Below are 17,379 nucleotides of genomic sequence, written 5' to 3' on the forward strand. Positions count from 1 at the left end.
GCGTGATGTCGGCGGGGGTGCTATCACCCCTGGTCAGCGCTTCGGTCCGATGAACTCGTCGAGACGAGCGGTGGCCACTTTGCGGTAGATCGAGACGACATACTTGGTCGATCGCGTCCACGGGATTTCGAGTGTGTCGAGGGCGGCGGTGAAGAGGCTGAGGATGTCTTCGCTGCGATTCGTGAAGTGATATCGGATGCTGGTGACGCCGCGATCATTGGCGACCACACGACAGCCATCGCTGTGGATCAGGCCGCGGAGGAACTCTTCGGTGGCTTGGTCGACCAGGCCTTGCTGCCATGGTTCAAGGGCGATCGTGCGGGAGTGCTTGCGGCCCGGGCCGTGCTGGGGAAACAGGCAGGGCCAGTGCTTGGAGTATGACGATACGTCGACGCAATTGCCTTTGCGATCCACAATCGACGCGTGTTGTCCGGGCGTCAGCTCATCAATTGCCCTGCGGCATTCGCTGACTATTTCGGGATACCTCGTGTCGCAGGTGACTCGCAAGCGCCACGTCCGGGGCGAGCGTGAGACATAGCCGTCGCCGAGATACATGCCTAGGAGGTAGGCGTAGGGGCCGGTGGGCAGGTTAGTGAAATCGTGCGTGGCGCAATCGTCTGCGCGCTCGATCCGCTTGGGAATTGGGTGACGTCGCCAGTGGCATACGGTTCGCCGCGGGATTCCCGTGCGCCGGGCAATCGCGCAGTCATTCAGTCCGGCCTCGATAAGAAGCCGAACGCCCTCAAACTCCTGGTGTGACCGGGTCAACGTCATCCTTCGTTGGAAGCGAACCTATACAGGCCCACTGACAGACTCGGGTACGATCGGGACGCCGCGGGCGTGATGAAATGGCAGACATGCTGGCTTTAGGTGCCAGTGCTCGAAAGAGCGTGTGGGTTCGAGTCCCTCCGCCCGCACCAAGGTTTGTTGGCGTCCCGGTGCCGCCCACGACCACGCCTAGACTTGAAACCGTGGTTCGCGGTGACGGTTTGCTTGATATTGACGATTGCTTGGATGCCCAGGGAAACATCGCGCTGCCACCAGGCACCACGATGATCTCCCTCATCGAGCGGAACATCAGGAACGTCGGGGACACTGTCGCCTATCGCTACCTGGACTTCACGACGTCGGAAGATGGCACCCGCATCGAGCTCACCTGGGCTCAGCTCGGGGTGCGCCTGAACGCTGTGGCCGCCGAGATCCAGCGCCACATCGGACGCGGCGATCGTGTCGCCATCCTGGCTCCGCAGGGCCTCGACTACGTCGTCGGCTTCTTCTCGGCCATCAAGGCAGGCGCCATCGCGGTGCCGCTGTTCGCGCCCGAGCTGCCCGGCCATGCCGAACGACTCGACACCGCCTTACGAGACTGCACGCCCACGGTGGTCCTGACGACGGCGGCCGTACGGGATGCCGTGCAACAGTTCCTCGACGGTCAGCCGGAATCGCCACGGATCCTTGTCATCGAGGAGATTCCCGACGAGGCAGGGGAGACGTTCGAGTACGTGCACCTCGTCGAGGAAGACGTCTCGCATCTGCAGTACACGTCGGGCGCCACCCGCCCGCCGGTAGGCATTGAGATCACTCATCGCGCGGTCGGCGTCAATCTGATGCAGATGATCCTGTCGATTGACCTGCTGGATCGAAACACCCACGGTTGCAGCTGGTTACCGCTCTACCATGACATGGGTCTATCGATGATCGGCTTCCCGACCGTCTACGGCGGCCACTCCACCCTGATGTCGCCGACGGCGTTCATTCGTCGCCCACTGCGCTGGATCAAGGCACTCTCGGACGGTTGTAAGGAAGGCCGCGTGATCACCGCTGCACCGAATTTCGCCTACGAGTACACCGCGCAGCGCGGCGTACCGGAGGACGGCGCCGACATCGACCTCGGCAAGGTCGTGATGATCATTGGGTCCGAACCGGTCAGTATCGACGCCATCCGCGCGGTGGAAAAGGCATTCGCGCCCTTCGGATTACCGCCCACCGCATTCAAGCCGTCGTATGGAATCGCCGAGGCCACGCTGTTCATCTCCAACATTGCACCGGATGCCGAACCCTCCGTTGTGTACCTCGACCGCGATGAACTTGCAGCCGGGCGGGCCGTGTCAATGCCTGCCGGTACTGCACATGCGTCATCTCACGTGTCGTGCGGTCAACTCGCCCGCAGTCTCCACGGCGTCATCGTCGACTCCGCTACCGGAGATGAGTTGCAGGACGGCCGTGTCGGCGAGATTTGGTTGCAGGGCAACAACGTTGGGCGCGGCTACTGGAACAGGCCCGAGGACACGGCGAAGGCCTTCCATGCCCGGCTCGGCCGGATGCTTGCACATAGCCATGCCGCCAAAGCCGATGCCACCGGCGACTGGCTGCGCACCGGCGATATGGGCTGCTATCTCGACGGTGAGCTGTACGTCACGGGACGCCTTGTCGATCACATCACCATCGACCGCCGCAGCCACTACCCGCAGGACATCGAGGCCACCGTGGCAGATGCGTCGCCCGTCGTCCGTCGCGGTTATGTCACCGCCTTCACGGTGCCTAACGGTCTTGTGATTGTCGCCGAGCGTGCCTCGCGCACGGCCAAGGCCGACCCACAGGAAGCCATCGACGCGATCACGGTCGCCGTCGCCGTCGAGTACGGCCTGGACCTCTGTGACGTGCGGCTGCTCCCGGCTGGTGCCATCCCGCGCACTACCAGTGGGAAGCTCGCACGACGGGCCTGCCGCCGCCAGTACCTGGACGGAACCCTCGGCGTTCACTGAGGCCCCAGCTAACCCATTTGTCTCATTTGTCCCACGTCAGCGAGCCCATTCGCCACGCCTCCGTTCGACCGGTAGGTTTTCCGGGCCAGCAGCCACGTCGGGCGCCTGGCTCCGGGGACAAACCACGAGCAACGTGATGGAGGTGCGCAATGAATGACCTGACAGTCGATGAGCTGTTCGCGCACAACGACGACGTGCAGAAATCCCGTGCGGTCCGGCTGCTGGCCGCTAAGAATCTGGCCCCGTACATCACGCTCATGGAACGCCATCTGGACCGCAGCGCGAAGGTTTCCGAACCCGCGCTTGTGGCCAAGCTAGATAGGGACCTCACCGCCGTCGGCCTGGGTGAACAGTCTGGCCTCGCTCTGATTAAGAGCTGGGCCAGCGATGGCTGGCTACACCGGGCGTCCGACGGCACCGGCCCCGACGCCGAGAATGTCTGCTCACTGACCGAGGACGCCCGCAGTGCGTTGGCCTTCGTCCGCCGCCTGCGCCGGGCCGACACCGTGGCCACCGGTGGATCCATTGCGGGTATCGCCGCGGGTCTCAAACGTGTCGCCACTCAGCTCGACGGTGACCCGTCGCGCCTGTGCGCCGATATCGAAGCTCAGATCGCCGAGCTGCAAACCCAGCTGCACGCCATCGACGACGGATACCGGCCCGAACCGGACATCGTGGATCTCGAAGACGAGACTCGCGCCATCGCCTACCAGATGGAGCAGGTGATCACCGACATCGTCCGCTACGGCAGCATGCAGAACGAGATCACCGCCGGTCTCATCGACGCCGCGGAGGACACAGATTCCGGTTTCCGCGACCGCGCGCGCCGGATGTTCGCCGACTACGACGCCCTCTTCGACTCCCGTGAGCGGGCCTCCTTCGCGGCGTTCACGCGCTCCATCCAGGACCCAGATCAGCGGGCCGCGCTGCGCAACGATATCGCTTGTGTCGCTGAGGGATTGCCCGAGCTCGACCCGGGCCTGCGCGATGTCATGAAGAACTTCTTCAAACTGGTCTCCCAGCAGATCGCGGAGGTCTCGCGCATCGAACAGCGTTGCGCACAGCGCATCCGGCGATTCTTCGCCGCAGGTACCACGGAGCAGGCGCGCGGACGCGCCCGACAGCTCAACGACGCGCTGGCTGCCGGGCATGCGCTGCTCAAGGTGTCCACCGCCGACTCGCCGATCGCGGCCGAACTACCCATCGGCCGTTCGGCCGCGGCATCCATTGGCGCCCTGTCGTTCACCATTAAGGACACCGCGCCGCCGGTGCTCGCGCAGGAGGCGCCATCGGGGCCGTTGGATTTGAGCGGGTTCTCGGCGTTAGCGACCCAGGTGGACATGGCGTCGTTGGCGCAGACCGTGAACAGTGCCGTCGCCAAGGGGCCAGTTTCGTTGCCCGACATGATCTCTCATGTCGATGCGCCGTATCTGGGCGACGTGATCGTGTTGTGGTCACTCGCCCTCAAGCAGGACACCACTGCCGACCGTGAAGCGGTGAAGGTGAAGTTCCGGTCCCTGGACGGACAGGACCGGGTGATGGAGGTACCTCAGTTGATGTTCCGTGACCCGGTGCTGGCCACCCTCGACGAGGAGGGGCCGACGCTATGACGACAACGCCATTGGGGAATATCAACTTTGACGACCTGCCGGGTGTGGAACCCGACGCGTCCGCGCCGCGGACCATCAAGGGCCCGCGGTTCGACGGCGATACCAGCGAACTGCCCGACAAGGCGTGTTGGGCGCTGCAGAACCTGGTGGCCCGCCGCTACCTGAGCAAGGATGGCCAGCCTGAACTGTGGGCGTCGATGATCGAACATCGCAAGGTGCTGGCCGCACGGCTCTCCGAATTGGACCTGCGGCTGCGGGTATTCGATGACCTTGAGGTCGCCTACGCCGAACCGGCGCCCTTGGAGAGCTCCAGCCCGTACGGTGCCCGGGTGCTGCGCCGGGAACCCTTGGGCACCTATGCATCGATCGTGGCGCTGCACTTGGCGAAGATCGCCCGGACCGCACATGACGAACATGTGCTGGTAAGCCGTGACGATATTCACGAGCTCTTCGCCAACGTCAGCCACGATATCGACCGTGATGAGGCGATGCTGCGCGATCGTGTCGATGAGGCCATCAAACGGCTGTCGAAGGCCGAAATCCTGCAACGCACCCGCGATGACGAGCACAGCTACACCATCAGCCCGGTCATCAATGCCCTGATGTCCGCGCAGATGATCGAGGCCCTGCAACGCCAATACGAGCAGCTGCAACGTGGCGGCACCGCCCCCGAAGACGGCACCGACTCCCCCGACGAAGAAGAGGGCGATACCGATGACGGTGACTATGAAAACGAGTGACACAGTCACCCAACAGTTCTGGCTGTCCCGATTGCAGGTCATCAACTGGGGCGTCTTCGACGGGTACCACAGCATTGAGTTCAGCCGGAACGGCACGCTGATCACTGGCTCCTCGGGCAGCGGTAAATCTTCTCTGCTGGATGCGATTTCGTTGGCGTTCCTGTCCTCGAACCGCCGCAATTTCAACGCTTCGAGCGACACCACCGCCGCGGGCTCCAACATGGGCAAGCGCACGGTCGACAAGTACATCCGCGGACTGTGGGGCGAGCTGAAGAACCCGGGGGAGCGGCCCAAGCAGATGTTTCTACGCGGCAAGGGCGGGGCATGGTCAGCGATCGCGGTCACCTACGCAGGTACCGACGGCCGCGTCATCACCGGACTGGTGCTCAAATGGCTTGCTCCGGGCTCAGATTCGGACTCATCGAGCCGCTATTACCTGATTGACGCCGACGCCGATATCCGTGACCTATGCAACGCCTGGGCCAGCAGGGGATATGCAGGGTCGATCTTCGAAGGCGCGGGCTGGCGCGGTCACAAGAGTGAACGCTGGTACCTGGAACAGCTGTACGCCGCCGTCGGTATTCAGGGGTCCTCGGCCGCGCAGCAGTTGCTGGGGAAGGCGAAATCGCTCAAGAGCGTTGGTGGCCTTGAGCAGTTCGTGCGCGAATACATGCTCGACGAACCCGAGTCGATGGCTGCGATCTCCGAGGCGCTCGGTCAGATCACCCCGTTGGTCGACGCACGAGCAGCGCTCGCGGTCGCGCAGCGCCAGCGGCAGACCCTGGGCGATATCGAACAGATCCAACAGACCTACGCCAGCGATGCGGCGCACCTGGCCACCGTCGACGTCGTGGACCACCACACCGTGCGCGACTACGTGGATCAACAGCGCCTCGCCCTAGCGGGCCCGGAGATCGACCTGCTGGACACCGAGATCACCCGGCTCGGCGGCGAATGCGACGAAATCCAGACGCGTCAGGACATTCTCACCGGTGAGCGTGACAAGCTGCTGGGCCGGATCGCCGCCGCCGACAGCAATCTGGCGCCGCTCAAGAGCGAGCTGGCGCATGCCCGCGCCCGCGCCGAGGAGGTGTCGCGTCGCCGCACCGCCTACGACAGCGCGATCTGGGACCTTGGGCACGGCGACGACATCGAGTCCGCCGAGGAATTCGAGTCCATGCGGGTGGAAAGCCTGCGTGCGGTCACCCGGATCAATGCGGAGCTCGAAGCCGGGCACGACGCATACGTCATGGCCGCCGGCGCATTGTCCACGGCACGCGACCAACTGCGTGCCGCGTCATCCGAACTCAAACGTGTCGAGCACGTTGGCACCTCGGTGCCGCCCGATGAGGACCGCATGCGCGGGGAGATCGCTGCGGCACTGGGCCTTACCTCCAAGGATCTGCCCTACGTCTGTGAGCTGATGGACCTGCGCCCCGGTCAGGAACGCTGGCGCAGGTCTGTGGAGAAGGTGCTCCGGTCCACGGGTCTGTGCCTGCTGGTTCCCGATCAGCATCACCGTCAGGTGCTGCGGTACGTCAACGAGAACCCGATGCGTGGGTATCTGCAGATGGAGCGGGTGATCCCGTCGGGCGCACCGCGGCGTCCCGAGCCAGGCACCCTCGCGGACTGCCTGCGCGTGACGAACCCGAACCATGAATGCGCCGGCGCCGCCATGAACCTGGTTGCCGGCGTGGGTGATTACGTGCTGGTGGACACGCCCGACGAGTTCAGCAAGCACCGCCGCGCCGTCACCGATCAGGGCCTGCGCAAGGACGGCGACCGGCGCGCGGTCAAGGATGACCGGCGCGAATTGCGCGCTTCGCAATTCATCTATCAAGGCAATGCCGGGGACAAGCGGGCGGCGCTATCTGACGATGTCGTCGAGGCGCAGCAGGCCGTGGGAGATGCCGAGAAGTTCATCGGCGAAATGGACACTAAGCGTGAGGAGCTGCGCTCCGAGGTGGTGCGCTGGTCCAAACTACATAGCCAGTACGAGTACTGGAGCCAGATCGACACCGAATCGGCCGAGGCCGCCGTCTCGCGGTTGCAGGATCAGTACGACGCGATGCTGGAGGCGAACCCGGACCTGACCGGTCTGCAGCAGCAGGCCGACTCGTATCTCGACGAGATCAAGAAGCTCTCTGAACGTATCGGCGCGCTGAGAAGGCAGGAGTCCGAGCATGATTCACGTCGGACCCGGCTACTGGATCTGATGGACAACCTGAGCCCGCGCGAGGTGGGCGGACACACCCGCTCCGGTATCGAGGCGTATGTGCCTCAGCTCTCGTCCAGCCTGGACGTGCTGGAACCCGACACCTACCGGCTGGAGCTGTGGCGCCAGATCGAGAAGGACCAGTCGGTACTGCGGGAAAGCGTGACGCGCTCACGCAACGAACTCAATCGAATCCTCAACGCCTACGACCGGGACTTTCCGGATTCGATTCCCAACGACAGCGAGAACTTCGACGAGAAGATCCACGACTACGTCGCGCTGTGCCGCAGGATCGACGAACGTGATCTGCCCGCTGCCTACGAGCGGATGCTGCGGCTCATCACCGAACAGGCGCCCACCGCCGTGCTGCGGCTGCACCAGCTCGCCGAGGAAGAAGCGCACCGCATCACCGACCAGATCGACCGTGTGAATAGCGGTTTGGGTTCGGTGGAGTTCAACCGTGGAACACGGTTGACCCTGCGGGCCGAGCCGAGGGCGCTCGAGGCGGTCGGCGAACTCAACGAACGTGCGCGGAGCATCTCGGGGCGGGCGGTGGCAGTTTCGATGGGGGACGAGAAGGCCATTCACGACCAGTACCAGGACATCCTGCAGCTGCGGAATCTGCTGGCGGCCGAGACACCCGAGGCCCGACAGTGGACGCGCGACGCGTTGGATGTACGCAACCGGTTCGTGTTGTACTGCGAGGAGCGGGACGCCGCCACCGGAGAAGTGATTCGCACCTATAGCAATGCGGGCGCGAATTCGGGTGGGGAGCAAGAGAAGCTGATGGCCTTCTGTCTGGCCGGCGCGCTGAGCTTCAACCTGGCCAATCCCGAAACGGGGGACAACCGGCCGGTGTTCGCACAGTTGATGCTCGATGAGGCGTTCTCGAAATCCGATCCGCAGTTCGCGCAGCAGGCGCTCTCGGCCTTCCGTAAGTTCGGGTTCCAGTTGGTGATCGTCGCTACCGTGCAGAACACCACGACCATCCAGCCCTACATCGACAGCGTGGTGATGGTGTCGAAGCCGGACGGTCCGGGTGTGCGCCCCGTTGCCTCGACGCGCACGGTGCCGATCGGGGAGCTGGGCGATATCCGGAAGGCTGTCAGCGCCCGAGGGGCGTGAGCTTCTTCGCGCAAGCGCTCATCAGCGTCCAACGAACTCGGCGGTGGTGCGGGACAGGAAGGCCTGCACGCCGAGGGCGGCGTCCTCGGTGGTGAAGAGCTCCCTAATGGTGGGCACTAATTGTGTTTCGGCGGCTCCCTCGCCGTCACGAACGGCCAACCGCGCGTTGCGCAGGGTGGCCTGTACCCCCAGGGGCGCCTGACGGGCGATGGTGTGTGCGAGGGCGATTGCCTTGTTGACGTGCTCGCCGGCGCGTACGACTTCTTGCACGATTCCGATGCGATGCGCCTCGGTGGCATCGAAGGACTCGGCCGTCAACATCCATCGCATGGCATTGCCCCAACCTGCGGTCCGGGGAAAGCGGATGGTGGCGCCACCGAACGGGTATATGCCACGGTTGATTTCGAGCTGCGCGAAGGTGGCGGTCTCATCCGCGATCACGATATCGCCGGCGAGCGCCAGCTCGATGCCCAGGGTGAGCACCTTGCCGTGCACGGCAACGATCAGGGGTTTGGACAGGTGCGTGCCGTCGACCTGCCACGGATTGATCCCGCCCTCGGGGGTCAGTGACGCGCCGCCCTGAATCTCGGCGGCCACGCTGGCCAGGTCGAGTCCGGCGGTGAACATCGGCCCTTCTCCGTACAGCACCGCGGCCCGTAGCTCACCGTTTGTGTCGTATTCGCCGAGTGCCAACGACAGGTCCTGCAGCATCGTCTTGTCGAACGCGTTTCGCTTGGCGGGCCGGTTCAGGCCGATCACCAGGACGCATCCATCGCGCCGGACGCTCAGGGTTTCGTATTCGCTCATTGACTTCTCCGTCTCCGTCGCGGATTATGTAGAGCATCATACATATCCGTCACGGGTCCGGGAAGGACGACAGTTGAGCACCCCGCGTGAACGAATGGTTGCCTCGGCGGCCCTGCTGATCCGCGAGCGCGGTGCACATGCGACGGCCATTTCGGATGTTCTGGAACACAGCGGTGCGCCACGGGGCTCGGCGTACCACTACTTTCCCGGTGGGCGTACGCAGCTGCTTGCCGAGGCGGTGGATCTGGCGGGGGATTACATCGCGGCAATGATTGACGCGAAGCCCTCCGTGGCGGAAGCTCTCGACCTGCTCGTCGCCTCCTATCGGAAGCAGTTGATGCGCAGCGATTTCCGGGCCGGATGCCCGGTAGTCGCGGTGGCCGTGGAAGCGGGTGACCCGGAAAGTCCGGCCAGTAATCAGCAGCTCATCGAACGGTCGTCCGCCGTGTTCCGGCGCTGGATCGGTCTGATAGCTGACAAGTTGGTTGCCGCCGGCGTTGCTCGAACACGTGCCGACGAGCTTGCGATGATGGCATTGACCTCGCTGGAAGGGGCCATCATCGTTGCCCGTTCTACCCGGGATATCACGCCAATAGATGTGGTGCACAAGCAATTACGCACACTGATCGAGGAGGCCTTGCGATGACCACTGCCAACTGGCTGCCCACCGCCTGCATCCTGTGTGAGTGCAACTGCGGCATCGTCGTCCAGACGGAGGGCCGCACGCTTGCCAAGATCCGCGGGGACAAGGAGCATCCGGGAAGCCAGGGCTATACCTGCAATAAGGCGCTGCGCCTCAATCACTATCAGAACAACGCAAACAGGCTCACGTCGCCGATGCGTCGCCGCTCCGACGGCACCTATGAGGAAATCGATTGGGACACGGCGATCGTGGAGATCGCCGAGGGTTTCAAGGACATCCGCGACAGCCACGGCGGAGACAAGATCTTCTACTACGGCGGTGGTGGCCAGGGCAATCATCTGGGCGGCGCCTACAGCGGCGCGTTTCTCAAGGCCATCGGGTCCAAATATCGGTCCAACGCGCTCGCTCAGGAGAAGACGGGCGAGGCCTGGATCGACAAGAACCTCTACGGCGGGCATACCCGCGGGGAGTTCGAGCACGCGGAGGTGTCGGTCTTCGTCGGGAAGAACCCGTGGATGTCGCAGAGCTTCCCGCGGGCGCGCGTGGTGCTCAACGAGATCTCCAAGGATCCGCAGCGCTCGATGATCGTCATCGACCCGGTGATCACCGATACCGCCAAGATGGCCGATTTCCATCTGCGGGTGCTACCGGGAGCCGACGCCTGGTGCCTGGCGGCACTGACCGCAGTGCTCGTTCAGGAGAATCTTTGTGACGAAGCATTTCTCGCAGAGCACGTGACCGGTACCGAGGAGGTTCGGGATGCGCTGCGTGACGTTCCGATCGCCGACTACGCACAGCGCTGCGGCATCGATGAGGACCTGATCCGGCGCGCGGCCCGTCGGATCGCCGCGGCCGACAGTGTGGCGGTCTTCGAAGACCTTGGTATTCAGCAGGCCCCGAACAGCACGCTGAGCTCCTACCTCAACAAGATGCTGTGGATACTCACCGGGAACTTTGCCAAACGCGGTGGCCAGCATCTGCATTCGTGGATGGCGCCGCTGATGGGCGGATTCTTCGGCAACACCCCCGTGACCGGCGCCCGAATCATCGGCGGTCTGGTGCCCTCCAACGTCATCCCCGACGAGATCCTCACCGACCACCCCGACCGGTTCCGCGGGATGATCGTGGAGAGCAGCAATCCCGCCCATTCCCTGGCAGATTCGGCCAGATGCAAGGAGGCCTTCCAGGCGCTGGAGCTGCTGGTCGTCGTTGACGTGGCGATGACCGAGACCGCCCGCCTGGCCCACTATGTGTTGCCGGCCGCCACCCAGTTCGAGAAGGTGGAGGCGACATTTTTCAATCTGGAGTTCCCGCACAACACGTTCCAGCTGCGGCACCCGCTGTTCGAGCCCGCGCCGGGAACCCTGCCCGAACCCGAGATTTGGGCGCGGTTGGTCCGTGCGCTGGGAGAGGTCGACGATGCGGATCTGCAACCGCTCCGGGAGGCCGCAGCACAAGGCCGGGAGGCCTACTTACAGGCATTCTTCGCGGTACTGGCCAATCCCACGCTCGGGCCGTTGGCTCCCTACGTCCTCTACGAAACCCTCGGCCCGACGCTGCCCCATGGGCTGGAGGGGGCCGCTGCGCTCTGGGGTCTGGCGCAGAAGGCGATGATGACCTACCCGCAGGCGGTGGCGCGGGCCGGACACCCCGACGGCAACGCGCTGTTCGATGCCATCTTGAACAGCCCCTCTGGTATCACCTTCACCGTTCATGACTACGAAGACGACTTCTCCCTCATCACCCATGCGGACCGCAAGATTGCGCTCGCCATCCCCGAAATGCTGGATGAAATCCGGGGATTGGTATCACGTCCGGCCCAGCTGACCACACCGGAATTTCCGATTGTGCTCTCTGCGGGAGAGCGGCGGGCCTACACCGCCAACGACATCCTCCGTGATCCATCCTGGCGCAAGCGTGACCAGCAGGGTGCGCTGCGGATAAGCCCGGAGGACGCACAACATCTAGGTGTCGCCGATGGAGACCGGGTGCGTATCGCGACCGCGGCGGGCAGCGCCGAGGCCACCGTTGAGATCAGCGACATGATGCAGCCCGGCCATGCCTCGCTGCCGAACGGGTTCGGGCTGGACTACACCGACGAATCCGGGGAAAGGCATGTCCCCGGTGTCGCCCCGAACGCGTTGACCTCATCAGCCTGGCGCGACGAATATGCCGGTACCCCATGGCATAAGCATGTGCCGGCCCGCTTGGAGACATTGTCCGCCAGGGTTTAGCGCACGCGAGCGAGATAGTCGCGCAAGGTCTTCTCATGTTCGGTCACCACGCCGCGGGGGACCATGCGTTACGTCTACGCAACTCGTACACATATCGGTCGGCCCGGTTGGATGGCCCGCTCCCGTAGGGCCGGCCACTACTGGTACAGGTACACGCTTTCGGCGGCGCACGGCGGGCGGTCCTTGCCCTCGGTTTCGTACTTGATCCCGTATGTCGCTTCGACGGTGCCCTTATCGCGCAGCTTGGCGGACAGCAGCGTGATGTGCCCACGCACTCTCGCGCCTACGTGCAGCGGCGCCGGGAACCGCACCTTGTTGACGCCATAGTTGAGCACTGCGTCATACGACTCGATTTCCAGCACCTCATCCAGGAATGCCGGGGCAAGTGCGAGGGTGAGGTATCCGTGCACGATGGTCCCGCCGAACGGGCCGGCGTTGGCGCGCTCGGTGTCGGTGTGAATCCACTGCCGGTCGCCGGTCGCATCCGCGAACTCGTTGACCTGTTCCTGGGTGATTTGAACCCAACTGCTGGTACCCAATTCGACTCTGCCCAGGGACAGTAGCTCCTGTGGTGTCGCCAGCTTGGTGGACATACCGCGCGCTCCTTCTCGGGTCGTGGTTCCTGATCGCATTACCGGGTTGCAAGATTAACTGGACCCTTCATACCCGAGTTCTCATGCCCGCCACGGGACAATGCCGAAATCTGGGGGAGCGCCGGATGCGGGTAGCGTTTGCCGACATGAGGTGGTCGGTGCCGCTCGTGTTCGCGTTGCTTCTGGTAGTGACGGGCTGCCAACGTGGAGTTGACGGGGAGGCAACGGCGGGTCGGGAACCGGGCGTGGCGGGGCCGATCCAGCCCGCCCAGCTCGACCAACTCCTCACCCCGGCGCAATCACTGACAGTGACCCCGGGAAAGCCATTGTTTGAAACCGATATGCAGTCGATCCTCTGGGTCGGCGCCGATCCCGCCGAATGCCAGGGCGTCGTGGGCTACGGCCGCTATCCGCTCTTTCCGACGGATTACACGGGGCGCGAAGCGCGAACGCAGACCGACAACCAGTATCCGAACCAGCATCAACTGCTGGAGGCGTCGGCTACCTACCCCGGCGATTTCCAGGCGGCGAAATTCTTGGAATCGGTTCGCAAGAGGGTGGCCGGGTGCCAGTTGCCGGTGGCCGCCTGGGGCGACGACGAGAAACGTCATACGGTCACGCCCAGTCCGGTCACCGCCGGGTCGCCGGACATGGTGCACTGGTCGACGAATCTCGGTGGCGATCAATGGATTTGCGAGTTCACGATGATCGCAAAGGCCAACGTGATCGCGCAGGTGGTCACGTGCTCGGCGGACCGGTCGCTCGACAATCGGGCCCTCTCAGAAGCACGGCTCAAGAAGATCGATGAGCTACTCAACGCCAAGTGGTGATCAGTCGGTCAGGATGATTTGCGCACCGCCGCGTTCTGGGCGATGTCCTCGGCAAGCAGATGCTCGGCGCGTTCGATGATTGCCTCGACGGTGAAGTTGAAGCTGGCGTCCGAGATCGTGGCGATCGAATGCCCCCGGGACGCGAGGTCGTGCATGGTGGGCGCGACCTTGGCGCTGGGCACCCGGTTGCGTGCCTCGCCGGCTGCAGGTATGACGGTGTCCAGATGCTCGAGTACCACGATGCCCCGAATGTGTAGGGACAGAGAGAAATACACGTCTAGTGCGTTATCTGGGCTGAATCCCACACCGATCAATGTCTGGACGAGGGACTCCAGGTGCTCGATGCTCGCCTGGAGTGCTTCTGCGCTCAGCTCGCTGGTGCGCATCAGGATGAGCTCGACAAGCACCGGGCGTTCTCGGAATGCCTGCCGCATCCGGTGGGCGTAGCCGCGCAGAGCGTCTTGCCAGGTTTCGTCACCGATGAACGGTGCGGCGAAGTGGTATTGCTTGGTGGCGCGATCGGTCATCGCGTCGAGTAGCTCGTCCTTTTTGCGGAAGTACCAGTAGATGCTGGTGACGCCGACGTCGAGATGTTTCGCTAGCAGCGGCATGCTCAGCCCGCAGATCCCGATATCCTCGGCGAGCTCGAATGCCCCGGCGATGATGTCCTCGGCGGTGATGGATCCACGCCGCCGCCGCTCCCGCTTAGGGCTTTGTGTGCTGGTCGCCTTGGCCTTGTGGCTGACACCGGCATCTCGCATATTTAATCCTCGCCGCGGCCCCCGTCGCGTCGTTCTGTCCTTGTCTCACGGCTATCAGGCCCCGGTAGCAAGTTGGCACCATACCGCAGGGAGCTGGCAGTGCGGTCAGCTCCCTGCCCAGGCGAGTTCGCTGCGCGGGCGGTAGCTAGTGATCCCCGACACTTTGCGCGTGGAGGTTCAAGGTCCGACCGCGATGCCACGATCGATGGATCTTGATCTGGTGATACCCCTGTGCGGTGTGGGGACTGCGAGGCACCATTGACACCGCGGAACGCGGTATGAGGCTGGCGGCATCGAGAAGGGTGTGGCAATGGCGATCGACAGGGATATCGAAAAAGATTTAGACAAGGACTCCGACAGAGACTCTGACCAAACGCCCACACATCAGAAATCCCCCTGGTGGGCGCGCCAGTACACGTTCACGGGCACCGCGATGGGTTTGGTCTTCCTCTGGCTATCGATGACCCCGTCGTTGCTTCCGCGTGGCCCGCTGTTCCAGGCGCTGGTCAGTGGGGGATCGGGCGCGATCGGATACGGACTTGGCGTGCTGGCGGTATGGCTGGTGCGATACATGCGGTCCAAGGATTCGAGTCCCCCGGCCCCGGCCATCGCGTGGCGCGTACTCATCGTGCTCGGGGTCGTCGGCACTGCCTTGATGATCGTGTGGTTCCACTTTTGGCAGGACCGTGTGCGCGACTTGATGGGCGTGCCGAGGCTGGCGTTCTGGGCACACCCGCAGACCGCGGTGATGTCGGTCGTCGTGTTGTTCGTCCTGGTCGAATTCGGCCAGTTGATTCGCCGGTTGATCCTGTTCCTCGTCGAGCGGCTGGATCGCGTGGCTCCCAAACGGGTTTCCGCGGTGGTCGCCGTCACCCTGGTGGTGGTTCTGGCGATAGCGCTGATCAACGGAGTCGTTGTGAGGTTCACCATGCGTGCGCTCAACAACACGTTTTCCGCGGTGAACAACGAGGAGGACCCGGACAACCCGCCGCCCACCACATCACTGCGTTCCGGCGGCCCGGGTTCTCTGGCCTCCTGGGCTTCACTGGGCAATCAGGGCCGTGCATTTATCGCGGGCGGTCCGACGACGCGAGAGCTTTCGGCGTTCAATCGTGCGCCGGCGACCGAGCCGATCCGGGCATACGCGGGGCTGGAATCCGCCAACGGAATCAAGGCAGCGGCAGAGCTCGCCGCGAGCGAACTGGAACGTGAGGGTGGCCTGCACCGGAAGGTGGTAGCGGTGGCCACCACGACGGGAACCGGCTGGATCAACGAAGCAGAGGCCGATGCCCTCGAATACATGTACAACGGCGACACCGCGATCGTCAGCATGCAGTATTCGTTTCTGCCTAGCTGGATTTCGTTCCTGGTTGACAAGGAGAACGCGCGGCAGGCGGGGCAGATGCTGTTCGAGGCGGTGTCTGCGCGGGTCCGCACCATGCCGGAGGGCATGCGCCCCAAGCTCGTGGTGTTCGGGGAGAGTCTTGGTTCGTTCGGCGGTGAAGCGCCGTTCCTGTCAGTGAATAACATCGTGGCTCGCACCGATGGTGCGCTGTTCTCGGGCCCGACGTTCAACAACTCCATGTGGCTTGAGGCCACGCACAATCGTGATGACGGGTCGCCGGAGGTGCTGCCCATTTACGACAATGGGCGAAACGTCAGGTTCGCCTCGCGCCCAGAGGATCTCAGCCGGCCGGCCGATCCCTGGGCCCGTCCGCGCATCGTCTATTTGCAACACGCGTCGGACCCGATTGCGTGGTGGAATCCCGACCTCATCTTGAGCAAGCCCGACTGGCTGCGTGAACCTCGTGGCTACGACGTGCTGCCGAGCATGGAGTGGATTCCTTTCGTGACCTTCCTGCAGGTGTCTGCCGATATGGCGGTCGCCGTCGACGTTCCCGACGGCCATGGCCATGTCTATGTTCGAGCCGTAGCCGATGCCTGGGCGGCGATCCTGCAACCACCTGGGTGGACGCCGGAGAAGACGCAGCGACTGAGGTCCCTGCTGCGGTCGGGCGAGTAGCCAGCGACTTTTTTCCGTACGGTGGCGGGGTGAGCCACACCCTGGGTTCGAGCAACTATGTAACCACTCCCGACGGGCGTGCATTGCACTACATGGCCGCCGGTGACGGGGCGCCGACCGTGGTTTTCGAATCGGGCATGGGCTTCTCGCGATCCGCCTGGGGGCTCGTGCAACCCCTTGTCGCCCAACGTTTTCGGTCTGTGGTCTACGACCGTGCAAATCTGGGCCGAAGTGACGATGATCCGCAGCCGCGCACGCTGGAGCGGATCACCGCGGACCTGGGTGCCCTGCTGACGGCGCTCGGGCCCGGACCCTTCATCCTGGTGGGCCACAGCTATGGCGGAACCATCGCACTGTCCTCGACAGTGGCCGATCCCGACCGGATCGCCGGCATCGTTCTCGTCGACCATTCCGACGAGAACTTGGATGCCTATTTCCGTCCCGCTTCGCCGGTGACGCGGGTAGTGGGCGTCGCCAACCGGGCGGCGCTGTCCACGGTCGGGTGGCTGGGCCTCATGCCGCAGTTGGCCCGGTGGACCATGCCGAAGATGCCGACGGACGTGGTCGAGGACATGATCGCCGAGGACTTCACCTGGCGGGGTGGACGTGGTGCCGACGAGGAGGACCGGCGCTTTGTCGCCGGCATGACCGCGCTGCGCGACGACCCGCCGATGTTCGAAGGAATCCCCGTCACCGTCATCTCGGGGGTCAGGTCGGAGTTGCTGAATGAGGAGACCCGGTCCGAACTCAACGTCGCACACCAGCTGACGGTCCAGCGGCTCGGGGCGCGTCACGTTCTCGCCCGCAAATCCGGACATCAGGTCGTCCTGACCGAACCGCGGTTGATCGCCGACGAGGTGTTTCGGGTCGCGGACGCCTAGACGTCACGGGGCCGACCGCGGAAGGCCTCTGGCGCCGACCAGCCGATGCGGTCGCACTGTGTCGCATGTGACTAGCGTGGCTACCGTGCTTGTTGGGGCAATTGTCGTAATCTGAGACGCAAGTTCAGTAACGGCCTTGTGAGGTAGTGGTG

General features: G+C 63.9%; 13 protein-coding genes, 1 tRNA gene and 1 pseudogene. 10 read left to right on the top strand and 5 right to left on the bottom strand.

The genetic code is table 11. From position 1 onward, the window contains the following. Window positions 1-33: 33 nt before the first annotated feature. Together FZI91_RS10935 and FZI91_RS23950 are read right to left on the bottom strand one after the other, a co-directional pair. Window positions 34-555, bottom strand: coding sequence for an LAGLIDADG family homing endonuclease (locus FZI91_RS10935; protein ID WP_239001654.1), 522 nt, complete (start codon window positions 553-555; stop codon window positions 34-36). A gap of 102 nt (window positions 556-657) precedes the next feature. Continuing rightward, window positions 658-774: pseudogene (locus FZI91_RS23950) on the bottom strand (hypothetical protein); the annotation flags it as partial. A gap of 60 nt (window positions 775-834) precedes the next feature. Here FZI91_RS23950 and FZI91_RS10940 point away from each other — a divergent pair. From FZI91_RS10940 to FZI91_RS10960, 5 genes are all read left to right on the top strand, one after another. Further along, window positions 835-920 (top strand) — tRNA-Leu (locus FZI91_RS10940). 51 nt (window positions 921-971) lie between these two features. Further along, entirely contained in the window at window positions 972-2,765 is a 1,794-nt protein-coding gene (locus FZI91_RS10945; RefSeq protein ID WP_162525654.1) for a fatty acyl-AMP ligase, read from the top strand. A 149-nt stretch (window positions 2,766-2,914) separates the two neighbouring features. Continuing rightward, window positions 2,915-4,375, top strand: coding sequence for a DUF3375 domain-containing protein (locus tag FZI91_RS10950; RefSeq protein ID WP_155938976.1), 1,461 nt, complete (start codon window positions 2,915-2,917; stop codon window positions 4,373-4,375). Further along, window positions 4,372-5,115 (top strand): DUF4194 domain-containing protein, encoded by a 744-nt coding sequence (locus FZI91_RS10955; protein ID WP_155938977.1) that lies wholly within the window; start codon window positions 4,372-4,374, stop codon window positions 5,113-5,115. Before FZI91_RS10950 ends, FZI91_RS10955 begins: the two co-directional genes overlap by 4 nt. Then, a complete protein-coding gene (locus tag FZI91_RS10960; protein WP_155938978.1) occupies window positions 5,102-8,455 on the top strand; it encodes an ATP-binding protein in 3,354 nt (1,117 codons plus the stop codon). Before FZI91_RS10955 ends, FZI91_RS10960 begins: the two co-directional genes overlap by 14 nt. A gap of 21 nt (window positions 8,456-8,476) precedes the next feature. On the opposite strand, the gene FZI91_RS10965 is transcribed toward FZI91_RS10960, so the two are convergent. Beyond that, entirely contained in the window at window positions 8,477-9,262 is a 786-nt protein-coding gene (locus FZI91_RS10965; protein WP_155938979.1) for a crotonase/enoyl-CoA hydratase family protein, read from the bottom strand. Between the two features lie 73 nt (window positions 9,263-9,335). Here FZI91_RS10965 and FZI91_RS10970 point away from each other — a divergent pair, with 73 nt between their 5' ends. After that, entirely contained in the window at window positions 9,336-9,908 is a 573-nt protein-coding gene (locus FZI91_RS10970; protein WP_155938980.1) for a TetR/AcrR family transcriptional regulator, read from the top strand. Further along, the gene (locus FZI91_RS10975) at window positions 9,905-12,139 is read left to right on the top strand and encodes a molybdopterin oxidoreductase family protein (protein WP_155938981.1); all 2,235 of its coding nucleotides are present in this window, start codon (window positions 9,905-9,907) and stop codon (window positions 12,137-12,139) included. The genes FZI91_RS10970 and FZI91_RS10975 overlap by 4 nt, the downstream gene beginning before the upstream one ends. 137 nt (window positions 12,140-12,276) lie before the next feature. Here FZI91_RS10975 and FZI91_RS10980 read toward each other — a convergent pair whose 3' ends face one another. Further along, window positions 12,277-12,732 (bottom strand): MaoC family dehydratase, encoded by a 456-nt coding sequence (locus FZI91_RS10980; RefSeq protein ID WP_155938982.1) that lies wholly within the window; start codon window positions 12,730-12,732, stop codon window positions 12,277-12,279. 125 nt (window positions 12,733-12,857) lie between these two features. On the opposite strand from FZI91_RS10980, the gene FZI91_RS10985 reads away from it, so the two are divergent. Then, window positions 12,858-13,562, top strand: a complete 705-nt coding sequence (locus FZI91_RS10985) for a sensor domain-containing protein (RefSeq protein WP_243733967.1) — start codon at window positions 12,858-12,860, stop codon at window positions 13,560-13,562. 8 nt (window positions 13,563-13,570) lie between these two features. Here FZI91_RS10985 and FZI91_RS10990 read toward each other — a convergent pair whose 3' ends face one another. After that, entirely contained in the window at window positions 13,571-14,323 is a 753-nt protein-coding gene (locus FZI91_RS10990) for a TetR/AcrR family transcriptional regulator (protein ID WP_155938983.1), read from the bottom strand. A gap of 310 nt (window positions 14,324-14,633) precedes the next feature. Here FZI91_RS10990 and FZI91_RS10995 point away from each other — a divergent pair, with 310 nt between their 5' ends. Next, window positions 14,634-16,346, top strand: a complete 1,713-nt coding sequence (locus FZI91_RS10995) for an alpha/beta-hydrolase family protein (protein ID WP_155938984.1) — start codon at window positions 14,634-14,636, stop codon at window positions 16,344-16,346. A gap of 29 nt (window positions 16,347-16,375) precedes the next feature. Further along, window positions 16,376-17,227 carry an alpha/beta hydrolase gene (locus tag FZI91_RS11000; RefSeq protein WP_309224058.1) on the top strand — a complete coding sequence of 284 codons (852 nt, stop codon included), beginning with the start codon at window positions 16,376-16,378 and terminating at the stop codon, window positions 17,225-17,227. Window positions 17,228-17,379 lie beyond the last annotated feature (152 nt).

Source organism: Mycobacteroides sp. CBMA 271, from assembly GCF_009729205.1.
Lineage (GTDB): Bacteria > Actinomycetota > Actinomycetes > Mycobacteriales > Mycobacteriaceae > Mycobacterium.

Coding starts and splice junctions, on each gene's coding strand:
- FZI91_RS10980 (WP_155938982.1), bottom strand. CDS start 12,732: ATGTCCACCAAGCTGGCGACACCACAGGAGCTACTGTCCCTGGGCAGA.
- FZI91_RS10950 (WP_155938976.1), top strand. CDS start 2,915: ATGAATGACCTGACAGTCGATGAGCTGTTCGCGCACAACGACGACGTG.
- FZI91_RS10960 (WP_155938978.1), top strand. CDS start 5,102: ATGAAAACGAGTGACACAGTCACCCAACAGTTCTGGCTGTCCCGATTG.
- FZI91_RS10990 (WP_155938983.1), bottom strand. CDS start 14,323: ATGCGAGATGCCGGTGTCAGCCACAAGGCCAAGGCGACCAGCACACAA.
- FZI91_RS10965 (WP_155938979.1), bottom strand. CDS start 9,262: ATGAGCGAATACGAAACCCTGAGCGTCCGGCGCGATGGATGCGTCCTG.
- FZI91_RS10935 (WP_239001654.1), bottom strand. CDS start 555: ATGTATCTCGGCGACGGCTATGTCTCACGCTCGCCCCGGACGTGGCGC.
- FZI91_RS10985 (WP_243733967.1), top strand. CDS start 12,858: ATGCGGGTAGCGTTTGCCGACATGAGGTGGTCGGTGCCGCTCGTGTTC.
- FZI91_RS10975 (WP_155938981.1), top strand. CDS start 9,905: ATGACCACTGCCAACTGGCTGCCCACCGCCTGCATCCTGTGTGAGTGC.
- FZI91_RS10955 (WP_155938977.1), top strand. CDS start 4,372: ATGACGACAACGCCATTGGGGAATATCAACTTTGACGACCTGCCGGGT.
- FZI91_RS10995 (WP_155938984.1), top strand. CDS start 14,634: ATGGCGATCGACAGGGATATCGAAAAAGATTTAGACAAGGACTCCGAC.